The 15,352-nt window shown below is 71.8% G+C and carries 14 protein-coding genes and 1 pseudogene; 11 read left to right on the top strand and 4 right to left on the bottom strand.

Features of this window, described 5'->3' with window-relative positions; all coding sequences use genetic code 11:
• The 11 genes and pseudogenes from hypF to AC5Y43_RS00650 form a co-directional block, all read left to right on the top strand.
• Positions 1–2,370 (top strand): carbamoyltransferase HypF, encoded by a 2,370-nt coding sequence (gene hypF / locus AC5Y43_RS00700; protein WP_499968269.1) that lies wholly within the window; start codon positions 1–3, stop codon positions 2,368–2,370.
• Positions 2,370–3,122: a hydrogenase assembly protein HupF gene (locus tag AC5Y43_RS00695; RefSeq protein ID WP_499968267.1), complete on the top strand. Its 753-nt coding sequence runs from the start codon at positions 2,370–2,372 to the stop codon at positions 3,120–3,122. Before hypF ends, AC5Y43_RS00695 begins: the two co-directional genes overlap by 1 nt.
• On the top strand, positions 3,119–3,787 hold the full coding sequence (locus AC5Y43_RS00690; protein WP_499968265.1) for a D-sedoheptulose-7-phosphate isomerase: 669 nt from the start codon (positions 3,119–3,121) through the stop codon (positions 3,785–3,787). Before AC5Y43_RS00695 ends, AC5Y43_RS00690 begins: the two co-directional genes overlap by 4 nt.
• Complete coding sequence (gene hypE, locus AC5Y43_RS00685) at positions 3,784–4,896, top strand: hydrogenase expression/formation protein HypE (protein ID WP_499968263.1); 1,113 nt, start codon at positions 3,784–3,786, stop codon at positions 4,894–4,896. Before AC5Y43_RS00690 ends, hypE begins: the two co-directional genes overlap by 4 nt.
• 26 nt (positions 4,897–4,922) lie before the next feature.
• On the top strand, positions 4,923–5,195 hold the full coding sequence (locus AC5Y43_RS00680) for a HypC/HybG/HupF family hydrogenase formation chaperone (RefSeq protein WP_499968261.1): 273 nt from the start codon (positions 4,923–4,925) through the stop codon (positions 5,193–5,195).
• Positions 5,196–5,208: 13 nt separating this feature from the next.
• Positions 5,209–6,336 carry a hydrogenase formation protein HypD gene (hypD, locus tag AC5Y43_RS00675; protein ID WP_499968259.1) on the top strand — a complete coding sequence of 376 codons (1,128 nt, stop codon included), beginning with the start codon at positions 5,209–5,211 and terminating at the stop codon, positions 6,334–6,336.
• Positions 6,333–7,085, top strand: coding sequence for a DUF6390 family protein (locus AC5Y43_RS00670; RefSeq protein WP_499968257.1), 753 nt, complete (start codon positions 6,333–6,335; stop codon positions 7,083–7,085). Before hypD ends, AC5Y43_RS00670 begins: the two co-directional genes overlap by 4 nt.
• A gap of 5 nt (positions 7,086–7,090) precedes the next feature.
• The gene (locus AC5Y43_RS00665) at positions 7,091–8,209 is read left to right on the top strand and encodes an alkaline phosphatase family protein (protein ID WP_499968255.1); all 1,119 of its coding nucleotides are present in this window, start codon (positions 7,091–7,093) and stop codon (positions 8,207–8,209) included.
• Positions 8,210–8,797: 588 nt separating this feature from the next.
• The gene (locus AC5Y43_RS00660) at positions 8,798–10,048 is read left to right on the top strand and encodes a PPE family protein (RefSeq protein WP_499968253.1); all 1,251 of its coding nucleotides are present in this window, start codon (positions 8,798–8,800) and stop codon (positions 10,046–10,048) included.
• Positions 10,049–10,162: 114 nt separating this feature from the next.
• Entirely contained in the window at positions 10,163–10,537 is a 375-nt protein-coding gene (locus AC5Y43_RS00655) for a hypothetical protein (RefSeq protein ID WP_499968251.1), read from the top strand.
• Positions 10,538–10,706: 169 nt separating this feature from the next.
• Positions 10,707–11,138: pseudogene (locus AC5Y43_RS00650) on the top strand (PPE domain-containing protein); the annotation flags it as partial.
• Positions 11,139–11,578: 440 nt separating this feature from the next.
• Here AC5Y43_RS00650 and AC5Y43_RS00645 read toward each other — a convergent pair.
• Genes AC5Y43_RS00645 through map form a run of 4 tightly spaced genes read right to left on the bottom strand, consistent with a single transcriptional unit; the run spans position 11,579 to position 15,282 of the window.
• On the bottom strand, positions 11,579–12,313 hold the full coding sequence (locus AC5Y43_RS00645) for a gamma-glutamyl-gamma-aminobutyrate hydrolase family protein (RefSeq protein WP_499968249.1): 735 nt from the start codon (positions 12,311–12,313) through the stop codon (positions 11,579–11,581).
• A 7-nt stretch (positions 12,314–12,320) separates the two neighbouring features.
• The gene (locus AC5Y43_RS00640) at positions 12,321–12,872 is read right to left on the bottom strand and encodes an alpha/beta hydrolase (RefSeq protein ID WP_499969342.1); all 552 of its coding nucleotides are present in this window, start codon (positions 12,870–12,872) and stop codon (positions 12,321–12,323) included.
• A 47-nt stretch (positions 12,873–12,919) separates the two neighbouring features.
• Positions 12,920–14,419 (bottom strand): cobyric acid synthase, encoded by a 1,500-nt coding sequence (locus AC5Y43_RS00635; RefSeq protein ID WP_499968247.1) that lies wholly within the window; start codon positions 14,417–14,419, stop codon positions 12,920–12,922.
• Between the two features lie 5 nt (positions 14,420–14,424).
• Positions 14,425–15,282, bottom strand: a complete 858-nt coding sequence (gene map, locus AC5Y43_RS00630) for a type I methionyl aminopeptidase (RefSeq protein WP_499968245.1) — start codon at positions 15,280–15,282, stop codon at positions 14,425–14,427.
• Between the last annotated feature and the right edge of the window lie 70 nt (positions 15,283–15,352).

Raw genomic sequence — 15,352 nt, 5'->3', positions numbered from 1 at the left:
ATGACGCATGCCCCCTTGCTGCTCCCCGTGTCTCCGCCGCGCGACACGGTCCGGCAGCGCTTCACCGTGACCGGTGTTGTCCAGGGGGTCGGCTTTCGCCCGTTCGTCCACCGGATCGCCACCGAGCTGGGCCTGGCGGGGTTCGTCGGGAACGATTCGGGCGCCGTCTTTCTCGAGGTGCAGGGCGAACGCGCCCAAGTGGACGAGTTCGGTCGCCGGATGCGCGCCGAGGCGCCGCCGCTGGCCCGAATTGGGGACGTGACCGTCACCGACATCGCCGCGGACGCGTCCGGTGGGGTCTTCCGGATCGTGGCAAGCCGGACGCCCGCCGGTGAGGGCGCTTCGACAACGCCGATTCCACCCGACATCGCGGTCTGCGACGACTGCGTCGGCGAGCTGTTCGACCCGCGCGACCGGCGTTACCGGCACCCGTTTGTCAGCTGTACCGACTGCGGGCCGCGGTTCACCATCATCCGGACGTTGCCGTACGACCGGCCGGCAACCACCATGGCGACGTTCGCGATGTGCGAGCGGTGCGCCGCCGAATACCGCGATCCGGCCGATCGGCGATTCCACGCGCAGCCGATCGCCTGCCCCGATTGCGGCCCGTCGCTGTGGTTTTCGTCGGCGGGCCGGCGGGTGAGCGGCCCGGACGCCGCGCTGGCGGCCACTCAGCGCGCGCTGGCGGACGGCGCCGTCGTCGCCATCAAGGGCATCGGCGGCTACCACCTGGCCTGCGCGGTCGACGACGACGCGGCCGTCGGCGCGCTGCGCGCGCGCAAGGCGCGCGGCGCCAAGCCGTTCGCCATGCTGGTCCGCGACCTGGGCGTGGCGCGCCGCTACGCGCGCGTCGGCGCCGACGAGGCCGCGGTGCTGTCGGGGCCGGCCCGCCCGATCGTGTTGCTGCGGCGGCTGCCCCGAGACCACATGGCGCCGCTCGCCGACGACGTCGCGCCGGGCAGCCCCCGCCTCGGGCTGATGCTGCCGTACTCCCCCATCCACCATCTGCTCCTGGCACCCGTGCCCGGCGTCGCGGTCACAGCGCCCGACGCGCTGGTGCTCACCAGCGCCAACCGCTCCGGCGAGCCGATCTGCTACACCGAATCCGATGCCGCCCAGCGCCTTGCGGGGCTGTGTGACGCGGTGCTCGACCACGACCGGCCGATTCACGTGCCCTGCGACGACTCCGTGGTGCGCGTCGTCGGCCGCGAGGAGCTGCCGATCCGGCGGTCGCGCGGCTACGCGCCGCTGCCGGTCGAACTCGGGCGGTCGGGCCCGAGCGTGCTGGCCGTCGGCGGGGAGCTGAAGAACACCTGCTGCCTGACCGACGGCTCGCGCGCCTACCTGTCCGGCCACCTCGGCGACATGGCCAGCTGGGAGACGCTGCGCGCGTTCGAACGCGCGGTGGATCAGCTCACCGAAATCCGGGGCACGCCGGCGCGCGTCGCCGCCGACCTGCATCCCGGCTATCACACCCGCAGCTGGGCCGAGCGCCGCGCGGGCGAGCGGCCGCTGGATCTCGTCCAGCACCACCACGCGCACGTCGTGTCACTGCTGGCCGAACACGGCCGCATCGGCGAACCCGCCATCGGGGTGTCGTTCGACGGTACCGGCTACGGCTGCGACCAAACCGTCTGGGGCGGTGAGGTTCTCGCCCTCGGGACCGACAGCAACCGCTTCGCCCGCGTCGGCCACCTGTTGCCGGTGCCGCTGCCGGGCGGCGACGCCGCGGTGCGCAACCCGTGGCGGATGGCGCTGTCCCATTTGTGGGCGGCCGGCATCGACTGGACCCCGGACCTCGCGCCCGTCGCCGCCGCGACCCCGGACGAATTGCGACTCACCCGTTCGCAATTGGAAAGCGGTACCGGGTGTGTGCCGTGCTCGAGCATGGGCCGGCTGTTCGACGCCGTCGCCTCCCTGCTCGGGGTGCGCCACCGCATCGACTACGAGGGCCAGGCCGCCATGGAGCTCGAGGCGCTCGCGGAATCGGCCTCGGGCGATCGGCGCACCCGGCCGTCGCTGCCGCTGACCGTGCGCTCCGACGGGGTGATCGATCCGGCCACCATGGTGCAGACATTGGTAGCGGCCCGCTACGCCGGCACACCGCCCGCGGCGCTGGCCGCCGCCTTCCACGAGGCCGTCGCGGACGCCGTCGCCAGGGTGGTCGGTCAGGTGGCGGGGCCGATCCGGCTGGTGGGCCTGTCCGGCGGGGTCTTCCAGAACGTCCTGCTGCTGTGCGCCTGCCGGACGCGGCTGCAGCGCAACGGGTTCGAGGTGCTGACCCATCACACCGTCCCGCCGAACGACGGCGGCCTGGCGCTGGGTCAGGCCGTGATCTCGATGCTGACGGGCTTGGAAGGGGCTGACTGATGAGCGTAACGGCCATCGACCGCGGGCTGGGCTCCGAGCTGGCCGAGGACCTGGCCGCCACCGCGTTCACACTCGCCAAGCGGTTCGCGGCGGGGGCGACCATGTGGTCGATCGCGCCGTCGTGGGAGCCGCATGCGCTGCACATCGCGGTCGAGTTCGTGCACCCGGTGATCATGGGCAAGCGGGCGCTGCCGGCGGTCGCGCTGACCGGACCCGACCTGGTGGACCTCGTGCGGGTGTCGGCGCGACCCGGCGACATCGTGGTCGCGGTCTCCGGCGCAGCCGACGCAGAGGTGCGCTCGGTGATGCGCCGCGGCCCGGCCTGGGGAGCCACCACGATCTGGATCGGCAGCGGCGAGCGGCCCGCGCCGGGGATGGCCGACCACGTGCTGTGGCTCGACGATCCCGACCCGCGGGTGCCCGCGACGGGCGGCTTCGTGCTGTTCTACCACCTGCTGTGGGAGCTGACCCACGTGTGCTTCGAGCACTCGGGGCTGCTGAAACCCGAAGCGGCCGAACCCGTTTGCATCACCTGTAGCGACGAGGGCCGCCTGGGCGAGGTGGTCGGCCCGCCCGAGGGCGGCCAGGCCCCCGGAACAACCAGGGTACGCACCGGCCGGGGTATCGAGAACGTGATCACCACACTCGTCGGCCCGGTCGCGCCCGGCGATCTGGTCCTGGTGCATGCGGGCATGGCGATCAGCCGCGCGGCACAATCGAGCCCCGGCGACGAGGAGGGCGACCCTTCATGACCGACGAACCCACCAATTTCCTGTACCCGTTCATCGACGCGCAGGAGGACAACCCCGAGGCGCTGCTGGCCGACCTCGCGGCCTCGGCTCAGGCCAAGGCGGCCGAGAGCCTGGCGTTGCGCCGCTCGACCCTGGCGGCCAACGCCGACCTGCTGCGGGTGGCCGCCGACGAGACGGCCCGCCGATTCGCGGCGGGCGGGCGGATGTTCACGTTCGGAAACGGCGGCAGCTGCACCGATTCCACCACCCTGGCAAGCCTGTTCGCCCGCCCGCCGGTCGGCCGGTCGCTGCCGGCCTGGCCCCTGACCGCCGATCCGGCGATCCTGACCGCGCTGGGCAACGACGTGGGGTTCGAGCTGGTGTTCGCCCGTCAGCTGATCGCCCGGGCTCGTGTAGGCGACGTCGCGATCGCCATGTCGACCAGCGGCGGCTCGCCCAACCTGCTGGCCGCGCTGGCCGAGGCGCGCCAACGCGGCCTGTACACCATGGGTTTCGCCGGCTACGACGGCGGCGCCTTCGCCGACAACCCCAACGTGGACGCCTGCTTCGTCGTTCGCTCGCAAAGCGTGCACCGCATTCAGGAATCCCAGGCGCTGCTGGGCTACCAGCTGTGGCTGATGGTGCACGAACGGCTCGGCGGCACCGGCACTTTGGGGGCGGCATGAACACACCGGCGGGCGAATACCTGTCGTCGGGGCCACGGTTCGGCGAGGGCGAGGTGATCGAGCGGATCGAGTCGTTCCGCAAGCGCCGCCCCCGGTTGCTCGACGACCACGTCACCCTCGCGCACGGCGCCGGCGGCAAGGCGTCGGCGGCGCTGGTGGACGCGGTGTTCGTGGAGGCTTTCCGCAACCCGCTGCTGGAGTCTCTGGGCGACGGCGCGGTCCTGGACATGCCCGGCGGAGAGCGCCTGGCCATGTCCACGGACTCGTTCGTGGTGCAGCCCAGGCGGTTTCCCGGCGGGTCGATCGGCGAACTCGCCGTCCACGGCACCTGCAACGACCTCGCGATGGCCGGCGCCGTGCCGTCCTGGATCGCCGCGGCGTTCGTGATCGAGGAGGGTTTCCCGATCACCGAACTGAAGGAGATCGTCGCCGACATGGCGACCGCGGCCGCCGCCGCGGGGGTACAGATCGTCACCGGCGACACCAAGGTGGTGCCCAGGGGCGCGGCCGACGGGTTGTTCGTCACCACCACCGGGGCCGGTGTCATCCCGCCGGGACGGGCGCTGTCGCCGCAGGCGGTGTGCGCCGGTGACAAGGTGCTGCTGTCGGGGTCGATCGGCGATCACGGCATGGCCGTCATGCTCGCCCGCGGCGACCTGGCCATCGAGGCCGACATCGCCTCCGACACCGCCTCCCTGAGTCCGCTGGTGGAAGTGCTGCTGGCCGCCGCCCCGTCGACCCGCTGGATGCGCGACGCGACGCGCGGCGGGGTGGGCACGGTGTGCAACGAGCTGGCCCAGGCCTGCGGCCTCGGGGTGCTGCTCGACGAGGAGCGAATGCCCGTGCGGCCCATGGTGACCGGCGCGTGCGAGCTGCTCGGCATCGACCCGCTCTACGTCGCCAACGAGGGCAAGTTCGTCGCCGTCGTCGCGCCGCCGGAGGCCGACGCGGGGCTGGCCGCGTTGCGCTCCCATCCGCTGGGCGCCGACGCCGCACAGGTCGGGGAGATCGTCACCGAACCGGCCGAAACCGTGGTGTTGCGTACCGGGTTCGGCGGCACCCGGATCGTCGACATGCTCGTCGGGGACCCGTTGCCGCGAATCTGCTGAGTTCTCCTCGAGAGGAGGGTGCTGACATGTGCCTTGGGATTCCGGGCCGGATCGTCGAGATCACCGACCCCGCAAACCACCTGGCAAAGGTCGACGTGAGCGGCGTGCAGCGCACGATCAGCGTGCGGCTGCTCGACGGCGACCCGCCCGCACCCGACGACTGGGTCCTGGTCCACGTCGGGTTCGCCATGGCCAAGATCGACGAGACCGAGGCCTTGCTCACGTTGGCCGCCATCAAGAAACTCGGCGACGCGTACACCACCGAAATCCAGGCCTTCGACTCCTCGGCCATCGTCTGAAAGGCGGCCCCACATGAAATTCGTCGACGAGTTCCGCGATCCCGCCGCGGCCCGCAAACTGCTGGTCGCCATCGAGCGGTTGGCCCGTGACACAGAGCAATTCAAGTTCATGGAGGTGTGCGGCGGGCACACGCACACGATCTACCGGCACGGCATCGAACACCTGCTGCCCGGCAACGTGGAGCTGGTGCACGGGCCGGGTTGCCCGGTCTGCGTCATCCCGATGGGCCGCATCGACGACGCGATGTGGCTGGCCGGCCAGCCCGGCGTGATCTTCACCTGCTTCGGCGACATGATGCGGGTGCCCGGGTCGGACGGCAGCCTGCTGCACGCCAAGGCGCGCGGCGCCGACGTGCGGTTCGTGTACTCCCCGCTGGACGCGCTGAAGATCGCCGTCGACAACCCCGACAAACAGGTGGTGTTCTTCGCCATCGGCTTCGAGACGACCGCGCCGTCGACCGCGGTCACGCTGGTCCGCGCGCGGGAGATGCGCCTGCCCAATTTCAGCGTCTTCTGCAATCACGTCATGATCGTGCCGCCGATCCGGGCCATCCTCGAGTCGCCGGATCTGCGGCTGTCGGGATTCATCGGGCCCGGGCACGTGTCGACGGTGGTGGGCAACCGCCCGTACCGGTTCGTGCCGGAGGTGTACCGAAAGCCGTTGGTGGTGGCCGGTTTCGAGCCGCTGGACATCCTGGCGGCGGTCGCGATGCTGCTGACCCAGATCCGCGAGGGCCGCTGCGAGGTGGAAAACCAGTACAAGCGCGTCGTACCCGAGCAGGGCAACCCGGCCGCGCTGGCGCTGATGGGCAAGGTGTTCGCGCTGCGGCCGCACTTCGAATGGCGTGGCTTGGGGTTCATCTCGCAGAGCGCGTTGCGGCTGCACGACGATTTCGCCGAATTCGACGCCGAGCTGCGGTTCGCCATGCCCGGTGTGCGGGTGGCAGACCCCAAGGCCTGCCAGTGCGGCGAGGTGCTCAAAGGAGTGCTCAAGCCCTGGGAATGCAAGGTTTTCGGCACCGCGTGCACGCCCGAGACCCCGATCGGGACGTGCATGGTGTCCGCGGAGGGCGCGTGCGCGGCCTACTACAACTTCGGGCGGCTGCACCGGGGCGCCGTGAAGCTGGTGGGGCAAGCTTGACCGGCACCGGGGGCGTACCACCGGGCGCCGAGATGTTCGCGCGCTACGCGTATGCCCCCAACGCGCTGGGCTATTGCGGCCCCCCGCTCGGCGCCACGCTGCGCGACGGGACGGTCGACGAGGTGCGCAGCGCGGCAACAAAGTTCGCCGGCGCCTGGCCGTACCTGAGGGTGCTGTCGGCGCTGACCGGCACCGCCGATCCGCTGGACCATCGCCTCGTCGAGTCGTATTGGCTCGGCGGCGGCGTCGGGGCCGGCCTGGACCCGCACGAGTTCTTCGACGCGTTGCTGGCCATCATCGGTCCGCAGGCGGGCCGGTACTGGTCGCACCTCACGCCCGAGCTGGCCGGTGAGGCCGCCGCCAATCACTGCTTTCACGTGTTCGGCGTGTACCCGTGGACGCGATTTTTGGGACGCGACATGGACGAGCACCCGTTGAGCGTGCTGGATAACTGCCGAATCGCCTGGGGCACGGTGATTTCCCGGTTTGGGGAAAGCGTCGAGGTGACGTGCCGGCGGCTGACATTCGACGGTCGGGCGCTGACGTTGTCGGAGGCTTCGGCGCGCCCGCTTCAGGTCTGGGCCGACGGGTACAGCGCGGTGCCCGACGTGGCCGTCGGCGACGAGGTCGCGCTGCACTGGGGCCGGCTGTGCGGCCGGCTGACGCCCGAGCAGGCGCAGGCGCTCGCCGAGAGCACCGAGCGCCAGCTGCGGGTCACGAGTCGACGGCTCGGCGGCGTGCCACACTGACCGTCATGGCCGGTTCGATCTGCGACGTGCTGCCCACCGCGGCCGCACTGCTCGGGGCCCCGGACGCGGTCGACAGCCTGGGGCTCGCGGAGTCGGTCGGCCCGGTGGATCGCGTCGCGGTGGTGCTGGTGGACGGAATGGGCTGGCACCTGTTGCCCGAACTGATGCCGGACGCGCCGTTGCTGGCCTCGGTGCTCGCCGGTGACGCCGCGCGGCTGAGCGAACTCACCTGCACGTTTCCGTCGACCACGCCGAGCAGCCTGGTGTCGCTGGGCACGGGGGCACGGCCCGGCGAGCACGGCATCCTGGGATTCACGCTCAACGTGCCCGGCACCGACCGGGTGCTCAGCCACATCATGTGGCGCGACGACCCGCCGCCCGGCACGTGGCAACCGCTCCCCACCTGGTTCGAGCGGCTACGCCGATCCGGCATCGGCGCGCGCGCCGTGCTGCCCGCGCCGTTCATCGGCAGTGGGCTGACCGACGCGGCCTACCGCGGCGCCGACTTTCGCCCCACGCACCGGACGGACGACTACGGCGCCGTACTGGCCGGCGAGCTCAACGCGGCGCCCGGCCTGGTCTACGGCTACACGGCCAAGCTGGACACCGCGGCCCACCTGTTCGGTATCGGGTCGCCGCAGTGGCGCGAGGCCGCGGCCCGGGTGGACGCGCTGCTGACCCGGCTGCGCGAAACGCTGCCGCCGAACGCGGCGCTGCTGGTGACCGCCGATCACGGCGGCCTCAACGTCCCGCCGCACGCGCGCGTCGACCTCGACGCCGACCCCCGGCTGGCCGGCGGGGTCCGCGCGGTTGCCGGCGACCCGCGCGTGCGCTACCTGCACACCGAGCCGGGCGCCGCCGACGACGTGCGGGCCGCCTGGGGCGAGACGCTGGACGGGCGGGCAGACGTCTACCGCCGCGACGAGGCGGTGGCCAGGGGCATGTTCGGGCCGGTCGACCCGGCGCACCTGGCGCGCATCGGCGACGTCGTCGTCGTGTGCACCGGCGACAACGCCGTGCTGGCCACCGCCCACGAGCCCCCGGAAGCCGCGCGGCTCATCGGGTTTCACGGCGGGCCAAGCCCGGTCGAGATGGCGATCCCGTTGATCGCCTGGCGAGGCTGACGGCGTACCGGACACGCGGCATCTTGCAAACTGATCGCAGTTATTTTTTGCGAATCGATTGCATCACGGGGGTCGGCGTGGCTACGGTCTGTGTGCGGGAGTTCCCTCCGGCGACAACGGAGCTGCCGCTTATCCGGCCCTGTCAGCCCGGGCTTCTGGGCTCACAGGCCGGGTAGGCGGCTGCTCGCCTATTGCTTTGCGCTGCGCGCAGATTGAGGAGAAGTGGACGGTGTCGGCCCAACGCGTGGGCTCACGCGCGTTGACACAACGGCTTGGCTGCATCCCAAGGCACGGTCACCGCCGGTCGATGGCCGGCCCGACGTTCTCGCTGCGTCGGTGAGCCCCGTCGTCACCGCTCAGCCCGACGGCTGAGCCCCGAAAAGCGTTCCCCCAAGCGGTCTTAACGCGCGTTGGCATATCGCGGACGTGCGTCGTTGTCGTGCGCACCGAACCGGCCCCGGACTGCGGCGGCGCCGATATCCGGCCGAATCACCAAGGAGAATCATGTCTTTCGTCATCACCATACCGAAAACCCGTCGCACAGTGGCGCAACGCTGTCCGGTCGCGGCGAATTGAAAGGGCCGCGCCATGGATTACGCAGCACTGCCGCCAGAAATCAACTCCGCCCGCATGTACACCGGACCCGGCGCGGCGCCCATGCTGGCCGCCGCGGCGGCATGGGATGGTTTGGCCGCCGAATTATCCTGGGCGGCAAGCAATTACGGCATCGTGATCGCGGACACAACCAGTGGCCCGTGGCGTGGCCCGGCGTCGATGTCTATGGGTGCGGCCGCCGCACGGTATGTCTCGTGGATGGGGGCCAGCGCCGCGCAAGCCGCGCAGTCCGCGGACCAGGCCAAGGCAGCGGCCGCCGCCTACGAGGCCGCGTTTGCCATGACGGTGCCCCCGCTGGTGATCGCGGCCAACCGGGCGCAGTTGGCCGCGCTGGTGGCCACCAATTTCCTCGGTCAGAACACCCCGGCGATCGCGGTCACCGAGGCGCAGTACACCGAGATGTGGGCCCAGGATGCGGCGGCGATGTACGGCTACGCGGGCTCGTCCGCGGCGGCGGCCACGCTGACCCCGTTCACCGCGCCGCCGCCCACCACCAGCGCTGACGCCGCCGCGCCCGCTCAGGCCACTGCGGGCACCGCGGCCGCCACCAGCACCCAGAATGCGCTGTCCCAGCTCATGTCCGAGCTGCCGTCGGCGCTGCAGGGGCTCGCCACTCCCGGGCTGGGCGGCACCACGCCGGTCGCGGAGCTGGCGGAAATGGAGGGTTGGCTCGGCCTCGGCGGGACCGACTTGTCCAGTCCCGCGGGCGTGCTCAACTTTTTGGCGGGAACGGACGGCTCGTCGGTGGGTGCATTCCTCAATGACAACGGCTTGAACACGCTGTTTTCTTCGGGGTTCTACATGCCGGGCAACTTCCTGGGCACGATGACCGATTTCGTCGGGCTGCAGGGCGCCGGCGCCGCCTCGGACGCGGTCGGAGCCGCGGACGCTGCCGGGGCGGTCGCCGGTGAGGCCGCAGCAGCCGCCAGCGGCGGACTCGGCAACGCGGTGGGCGGCCCGGGCGGCGCCATGTCGGCCGGGGTGGGCAACGCCGCCTCGATCGGACCGCTGTCGGTGCCGCCCGCGTGGACGGCGACCGGACCGATCGGCGCCGCCGCGTCGGCGTTGCCGTCCCCCGCGGTCTCCGCCCCGGCGGGCGGGCCGGGACTGTCGAGCATGCTGGGTGGGATGCCGATGACCGGCCCGCAGGGGCGGGCCCTCGGCGAAGTCCCCCGCTACGGGTTCCGGCCGAACATGGTGATCCATCCTCCGGCCGCCGGGTGAGTGGGCCCGGCCCATCGGGTCGCGATCGTTGCGCGTGACGCGATGGGTCGACCCCATCGTCGCTGATAGGATTGCCGCACTGTGAGTTTCCGTGGCACGGGTAAAGCTTCGCGATTGTCACGACGGCGGTCAGCCGTCGCCATCGTCGCCGCGCTCTCACTCCTCGTGGCCGCCCTCGGATGCTGGGCGCTGCGCACCGAGGACACCACCCGCGCCGCCGACCCGATCGTCGCCGCCGTCGGCTCCGCGCCGGCGAGTCATGCCGATTTCGGCTCCACCCTGAACGATGACAAGGCATTCAAGAGCGGCGGGCTGAAGCGCGACCGCGCGCCGGGTTCCCCGATTCCCGCGCCGCGCGCCTCCTGGACGCCGACGTCGCTCGCCCCGGCGGCGTGGACGCACCGGGCCGACGAAGCGTGTTGCCGCGTGTCCGCGGCCGTCCTTCCCGGCCGGGATCTGCTGGCCCAACTCTGCGTCTGTCGCCGCTGACCGGCGCCCGCGCCCGGTTGTCGTGCCGCCTCGGGCGGCCCTTCGCGCGTTCGTCGCGCACACCTCGGCAACGGGCCACGCCGGTCCCTTTCCCCTCGTGATCGAAGGAAATCCTCGTGTTTGAAGCAAATTCCCAGCCCGCCCCCGCGGCGAGCGAGGCCGGCTAGTCATGGACTTCGGGACATTACCGCCGGAGATCAACTCCGCACGCATGTATTCGGGTGTCGGTGCCGGGTCACTGCTGGCCGCGGCGAGCGCCTGGGACGGGCTCGCCGACGCGGTGTCCGCGGCGGCGACGAGCGTGCCGGCGAGCCGGCGGGCGGCGCCCTACATCGGGTGGCTGCGGGCCACCGCCGCGCTGGCCGAGCGCGCGGCCGCGCAGGCCAGGGCCGCCGCCGCCGCGTACGAGTCGGCGCTCGCGGCGACGGTGCCCCCGCAGGAGGTCTTCACCAACCGCACCTGGCGGACGTCGCTGGCCGCGACGAACCGGCTGGGCCAGGGCGCGCACGCCATCGCATCGGCCGAGGCCGACTACGACAAGATGTGGGCTCAGGACGCCGCCGCCATGTACGCCTATGCGCGTGCCGCGGCGGCGGCCGCGGCGATGCCCCCGTTCACGTCGCCACCCGCGGCCACCAGCGAGGGCGAGGGCCAGGGTCAGGAGATCGTTTCGACCGGGTCGCAACTGATCTCGATGCTGCCCGACGCGCTGCAGGCGCTGTCGTCGGCCTCCCCGGAGCGGTTCAATGCGGCGGTGCTGGCGATGTCGTCGTCGCTGGCGGAGCTGAGTTCGCTGAAACTGGGGTTCGCCCGGGCCGCGAGCGTGCCTCTCGCCGTTGCCGTTACGGGCGCAGCCAAGGCGGTCTGGGGCAAGCGGGCGGCGATGACCGCCGGGTTCGGCGGTTCGGCGTCGATCGCGGGGCTCTCGGTGCCGCGGGCCTGGGTGGCAGGGCCCGAGCAGGACTCCGGGGGCACCAGGTTTCCGGGCATGGCCCCGGCGATCAGCCGGCGCGCGAGCGTCCGGGGCGCGCGCGGCGGAAGCTAGGCCAAGCGGCCCCGCGCGGCGTCGATCACTGCGTCGAACAGCCGCAGGTCGTCCAGTGACTTTTCCGGATGCCATTGCACCGCAAGCACAAAGCTCTCCCCGGGCAGCTCCACCGCCTCGACCACGCCGTCGGCGTCCATCGCGCTGACCACCAGGCCGTCGCCGAGTTTGTCGATGGCCTGATGGTGGTAGCACGGGGCGTCGACGGACTCCCCCAGCAGCGCGGCGAGCCGGGTGCCCGCCACGGTGCGCACCGGCAACCGGGTGAACACCCCGTTGCCGGCGCGGTGGCCACCGTGGCCGATGACGTCGGGCAGGTGCTGGTGCAGCGTGCCGCCCAGCGCGACGTTGAGCACCTGCGCGCCGCGGCAGATGCCCAGCACCGGAAGCCGGCGCTTTAGCGCGCCACGCAACAGCGCGAATTCGAGGTCGTCGCGGTCGGTGCGGGGCCGGTCGGTGGCGGGATGCGGTTGCCGGCCGTAGCGGGCGGGGTCAAGGTCGTAACCGCCGGTGATCACCAGCGCGTCCAGGCCGTCGAGCAGGCGCCCGGCGATCTCGGGACCGACCGGCTGCGGCGGCACCAGCACCGCGATCCCGCCGGCCGCCACCACGCCGTCGAAGTAGTCGGCCGGCAGATAACCGGCGTCGATGTCCCAGATCCCGGTGCGCACCGGCTCCAGGTAGGCGGTCAGGCCCACGATCGGCCGGCGCGCCCCGGTGTTGGCCCCCACGGCGTGGCTACCAGGTGCTGGTGCGCAACACGATCTCGGCGGCCAGCTGCGCGGTCGACTCCTGCGCGGTGCGCCGGCCCAGGTCCACCACGCGGTACTCGGCATAGACGTAGCGCTGGCTGGCGGCGGCCACCTCCCGGGCCGCCGGGGAGCTCACCAGCACCGTGGTGCCGATCTCGACCGGCGGGCAGTGTTCGTCGAGCACCGCGCCCGAGGGATCGGCCACCCGCGGGTGCCCGCGGTCGATGACGATCAGGCCCACGAACCGGCCCAGCCGGGTCGCCGCCAGTTCCCAGGCCAGCTCGCCGCCGGCGCGGTCACCGAAGACGACGGCCCAGCGGATGCCGAGCGAGTCGAGGATGCCGACCACCGACTTGGCGGTCAACCGTTCGTCGAGCCCGATGACGACGGTCCGCAGGGACGCGGTGTGCAGGCGCTCGCAGACCGCATCGTAGGCCACGGGGGCGCGCTGTTGGTCGCCGAGGATGACGACGACGACGCCCTTGTCCGGGCCGGCGACGGCCACCGGAACGGGAAACCCGTCGAGCGTGGTCATCATCGAGTGCACTCACGCACGCTACAGCCAATGTCCTGCGTGCGCGAGGTTTACGGCCGCAGCCCGGTCGTGACGTGCGGTCGCCGCGGCGGCGGACCGTCGAGCAGGCCGAGGACAGCGCCGACGTCCAGATGCGCGGCCAGCAGGTCGGCGATCGCGTCGAGTTGGGCGTCGCGCCGCGCGGCGACATCGGTGTCGCCCGCGACGAACCCGTGCCGGCCGGCCGCGTCGGCGACCCGGGCGAGCCAGCCGCGGCGGAAGTCGTCGTTGTCGAGCAGGCCGTGCCAGTGCGTGCCGAACACCGCGCCGCGCGCGACGCCCTGGGGTTCGGCATCGACCTCGAACCACGCCCCCTCGTCGCAGCGGGACAGACGCCCGTGGTGGATTTCGTATCCGGACAACGGGAGCGGCCAGCGGCGCAGCACCTTGGTCGCACCGAAGGAAATGTCGGCGTCCAGCAGGCCCAGGCCGGCGACCTCACCCGCGCCGGATTCCACCGCGTCCTCGATGCGCCGGCACAGCATCTGGAAACCGCCGCAAATCCCCAGCACCGGCTTGCCGGCGCGGGCGTGTTCGACGATCGGGCCGGCCAGGCCGCGGTCGCGCAGCCAGGACAGGTCGGCCACGGTGGCCTTGCTGCCCGGCAGCACGACCAGGTCGGCGTCGGCCAGGTCGGCGGGATCGGTCACCCAGCGCACCAGCACGCCGGGCTCGCACGCCAGCGCCTCGACGTCGGTGGAGTTGGAGATCCGCGGCAACCGGACCGCGGCCACCTTGAGCCACTCGTCGCCGCGCGGCGGCGTGGGCGTGCCGACGACGCGGCGCGCGATGACCGACAGCGAGTCCTCGGCGTCCAGCCACAGCTCGTCGGCATAGGGCAGGACGCCGTAGGTCGGGCGGCCGGTCATGGCCTCCAGTTGCTCGAGGCCCGGCTCCAGCAGCGCGGGATCGCCGCGGAACTTGTTGACGACGAAGCCGGCGATCAGCGCCTGGTCGTCGGGCTCGAGGACCGCGACCGTCCCGAACAGGTGCGCCAGCAGGCCGCCGCGGTCGATGTCGCCGACCACGATCACCGGCAGGTTGGCGGCGCGGGCCAGCCCCATGTTCGCGAGATCCGTTGCGCGCAGGTTGATCTCGGCCGGGGAGCCAGCCCCCTCACAAATCACCGCGTCGAATTCGCCGCGAAGGCAAGACAATTCGTCGGTGACGACGCGCGCGAGCCGGTCGCGATGCTTGACGTAGCCGGCGGCGGTGACCGAGTCGGCGACCTGACCGCGGATCACCAGCTGCGAGCTGCGGTCGCTGCCCGGCTTGAGCAGGATCGGGTTGAATCGCACGCTGGGTTCCAGCCCCGCCGCGCGGGCCTGGATCGCCTGGGCGCGGCCGATCTCGCCGCCGTCGACGGTGACCACGGAGTTGTTGGACATGTTCTGCGCCTTGAACGGCGCCACCTTCACGCCGCGGCGGCTCAGCAACCGGCACAGGCCGGCGACCACCACGGATTTCCCGGCATCGGAGCTGGTGCCCGCGACCAGCAGCGCCCCGCTCACAGCTGCTATGTCGACGTGAGGATCTCGACGCCGGTGTCGGTGACCAGCAGGGTGTGCTCGAACTGGGCGGTCCACTTGCGGTCGCGGGTGACCACCGTCCAGCCGTCGTTCCAGATGTCGTAGTCCAGCGCGCCGAGGTTGATCATCGGCTCGATGGTGAACGTCATGCCCGGCTGCATGACCGTCGTCACGGCCGGCTGCTCGTAGTGCAGCACGACCAGGCCGTTGTGGAACGTGGTCCCGATGCCGTGGCCGGTGAAGTCACGAACCACGTTGTAGCCGAACCGGTTTGCGTATGACTCGATGACGCGCCCGACGACCGACAGCGCGCGGCCGGGTTTGACGGCGTTGATCGCGCGCATCGTGGCCTCCCGGGTGCGCTCGACGAGCAGCCGGTGTTCCTCGGCGACGTCACCGGCCAGAAAGGTCGCGTTGGTGTCGCCGTGCACGCCGTCGATGTAGGCGGTGACGTCGATGTTGACGATGTCGCCGTCCTCGATCACCGTCGAGTCCGGGATCCCGTGGCAGATCACCTCGTTGAGCGACGTGCAGCACGACTTCGGGAATCCCTTGTAGCCCAGGGTGGACGGGTAGGCGCCGTTGTCGACCATGTACTCGTGGGCGATCCGGTCGAGTTGGTCGGTCGTCACGCCCGGCGCCACCGCCTTGCCCGCCTCGGCCAGGGCGCCGGCCGCGATCCGGCCGGCGACGCGCATCTTCTCGATCACCTGCCGCGTCTGCACCCAGGGCTCGCTGCCCTCGGCGGCGGTCGCCTTGCCGACGTATTCCGGGCGGGCGATGCGGCCGGGCACCGGCAGCGTCGGCGAGATCACCCCGGGGGAAAGCGCGGTCCGAGCGGGCATGCCGACCAGCTTACGGGCTGATCCCCGGCGTTGACTCTGCGTCCATGGCGCGGCCTACTCGCACTTGTGC

The organism is Mycobacterium sp. NGS57, assembly GCF_059812405.1.
The sequence above is the reverse complement of the archived record's forward strand: the minus strand, read 5'-3'. Positions and strand labels throughout refer to the sequence as shown.

Excerpts from the sequence above, each read along its gene's own strand:
- hypF (WP_499968269.1), top strand. The coding sequence starts at position 1 with ATGACGCATGCCCCCTTGCTGCTCCCCGTGTCTCCGCCGCGCGACACG.
- AC5Y43_RS00695 (WP_499968267.1), top strand. The coding sequence starts at position 2,370 with ATGAGCGTAACGGCCATCGACCGCGGGCTGGGCTCCGAGCTGGCCGAG.
- AC5Y43_RS00690 (WP_499968265.1), top strand. The coding sequence starts at position 3,119 with ATGACCGACGAACCCACCAATTTCCTGTACCCGTTCATCGACGCGCAG.
- hypE (WP_499968263.1), top strand. The coding sequence starts at position 3,784 with ATGAACACACCGGCGGGCGAATACCTGTCGTCGGGGCCACGGTTCGGC.
- AC5Y43_RS00680 (WP_499968261.1), top strand. The coding sequence starts at position 4,923 with ATGTGCCTTGGGATTCCGGGCCGGATCGTCGAGATCACCGACCCCGCA.
- hypD (WP_499968259.1), top strand. The coding sequence starts at position 5,209 with ATGAAATTCGTCGACGAGTTCCGCGATCCCGCCGCGGCCCGCAAACTG.
- AC5Y43_RS00665 (WP_499968255.1), top strand. The coding sequence starts at position 7,091 with ATGGCCGGTTCGATCTGCGACGTGCTGCCCACCGCGGCCGCACTGCTC.
- AC5Y43_RS00660 (WP_499968253.1), top strand. The coding sequence starts at position 8,798 with ATGGATTACGCAGCACTGCCGCCAGAAATCAACTCCGCCCGCATGTAC.
- AC5Y43_RS00640 (WP_499969342.1), bottom strand. The coding sequence starts at position 12,872 with ATGATGACCACGCTCGACGGGTTTCCCGTTCCGGTGGCCGTCGCCGGC.
- map (WP_499968245.1), bottom strand. The coding sequence starts at position 15,282 with ATGCCCGCTCGGACCGCGCTTTCCCCCGGGGTGATCTCGCCGACGCTG.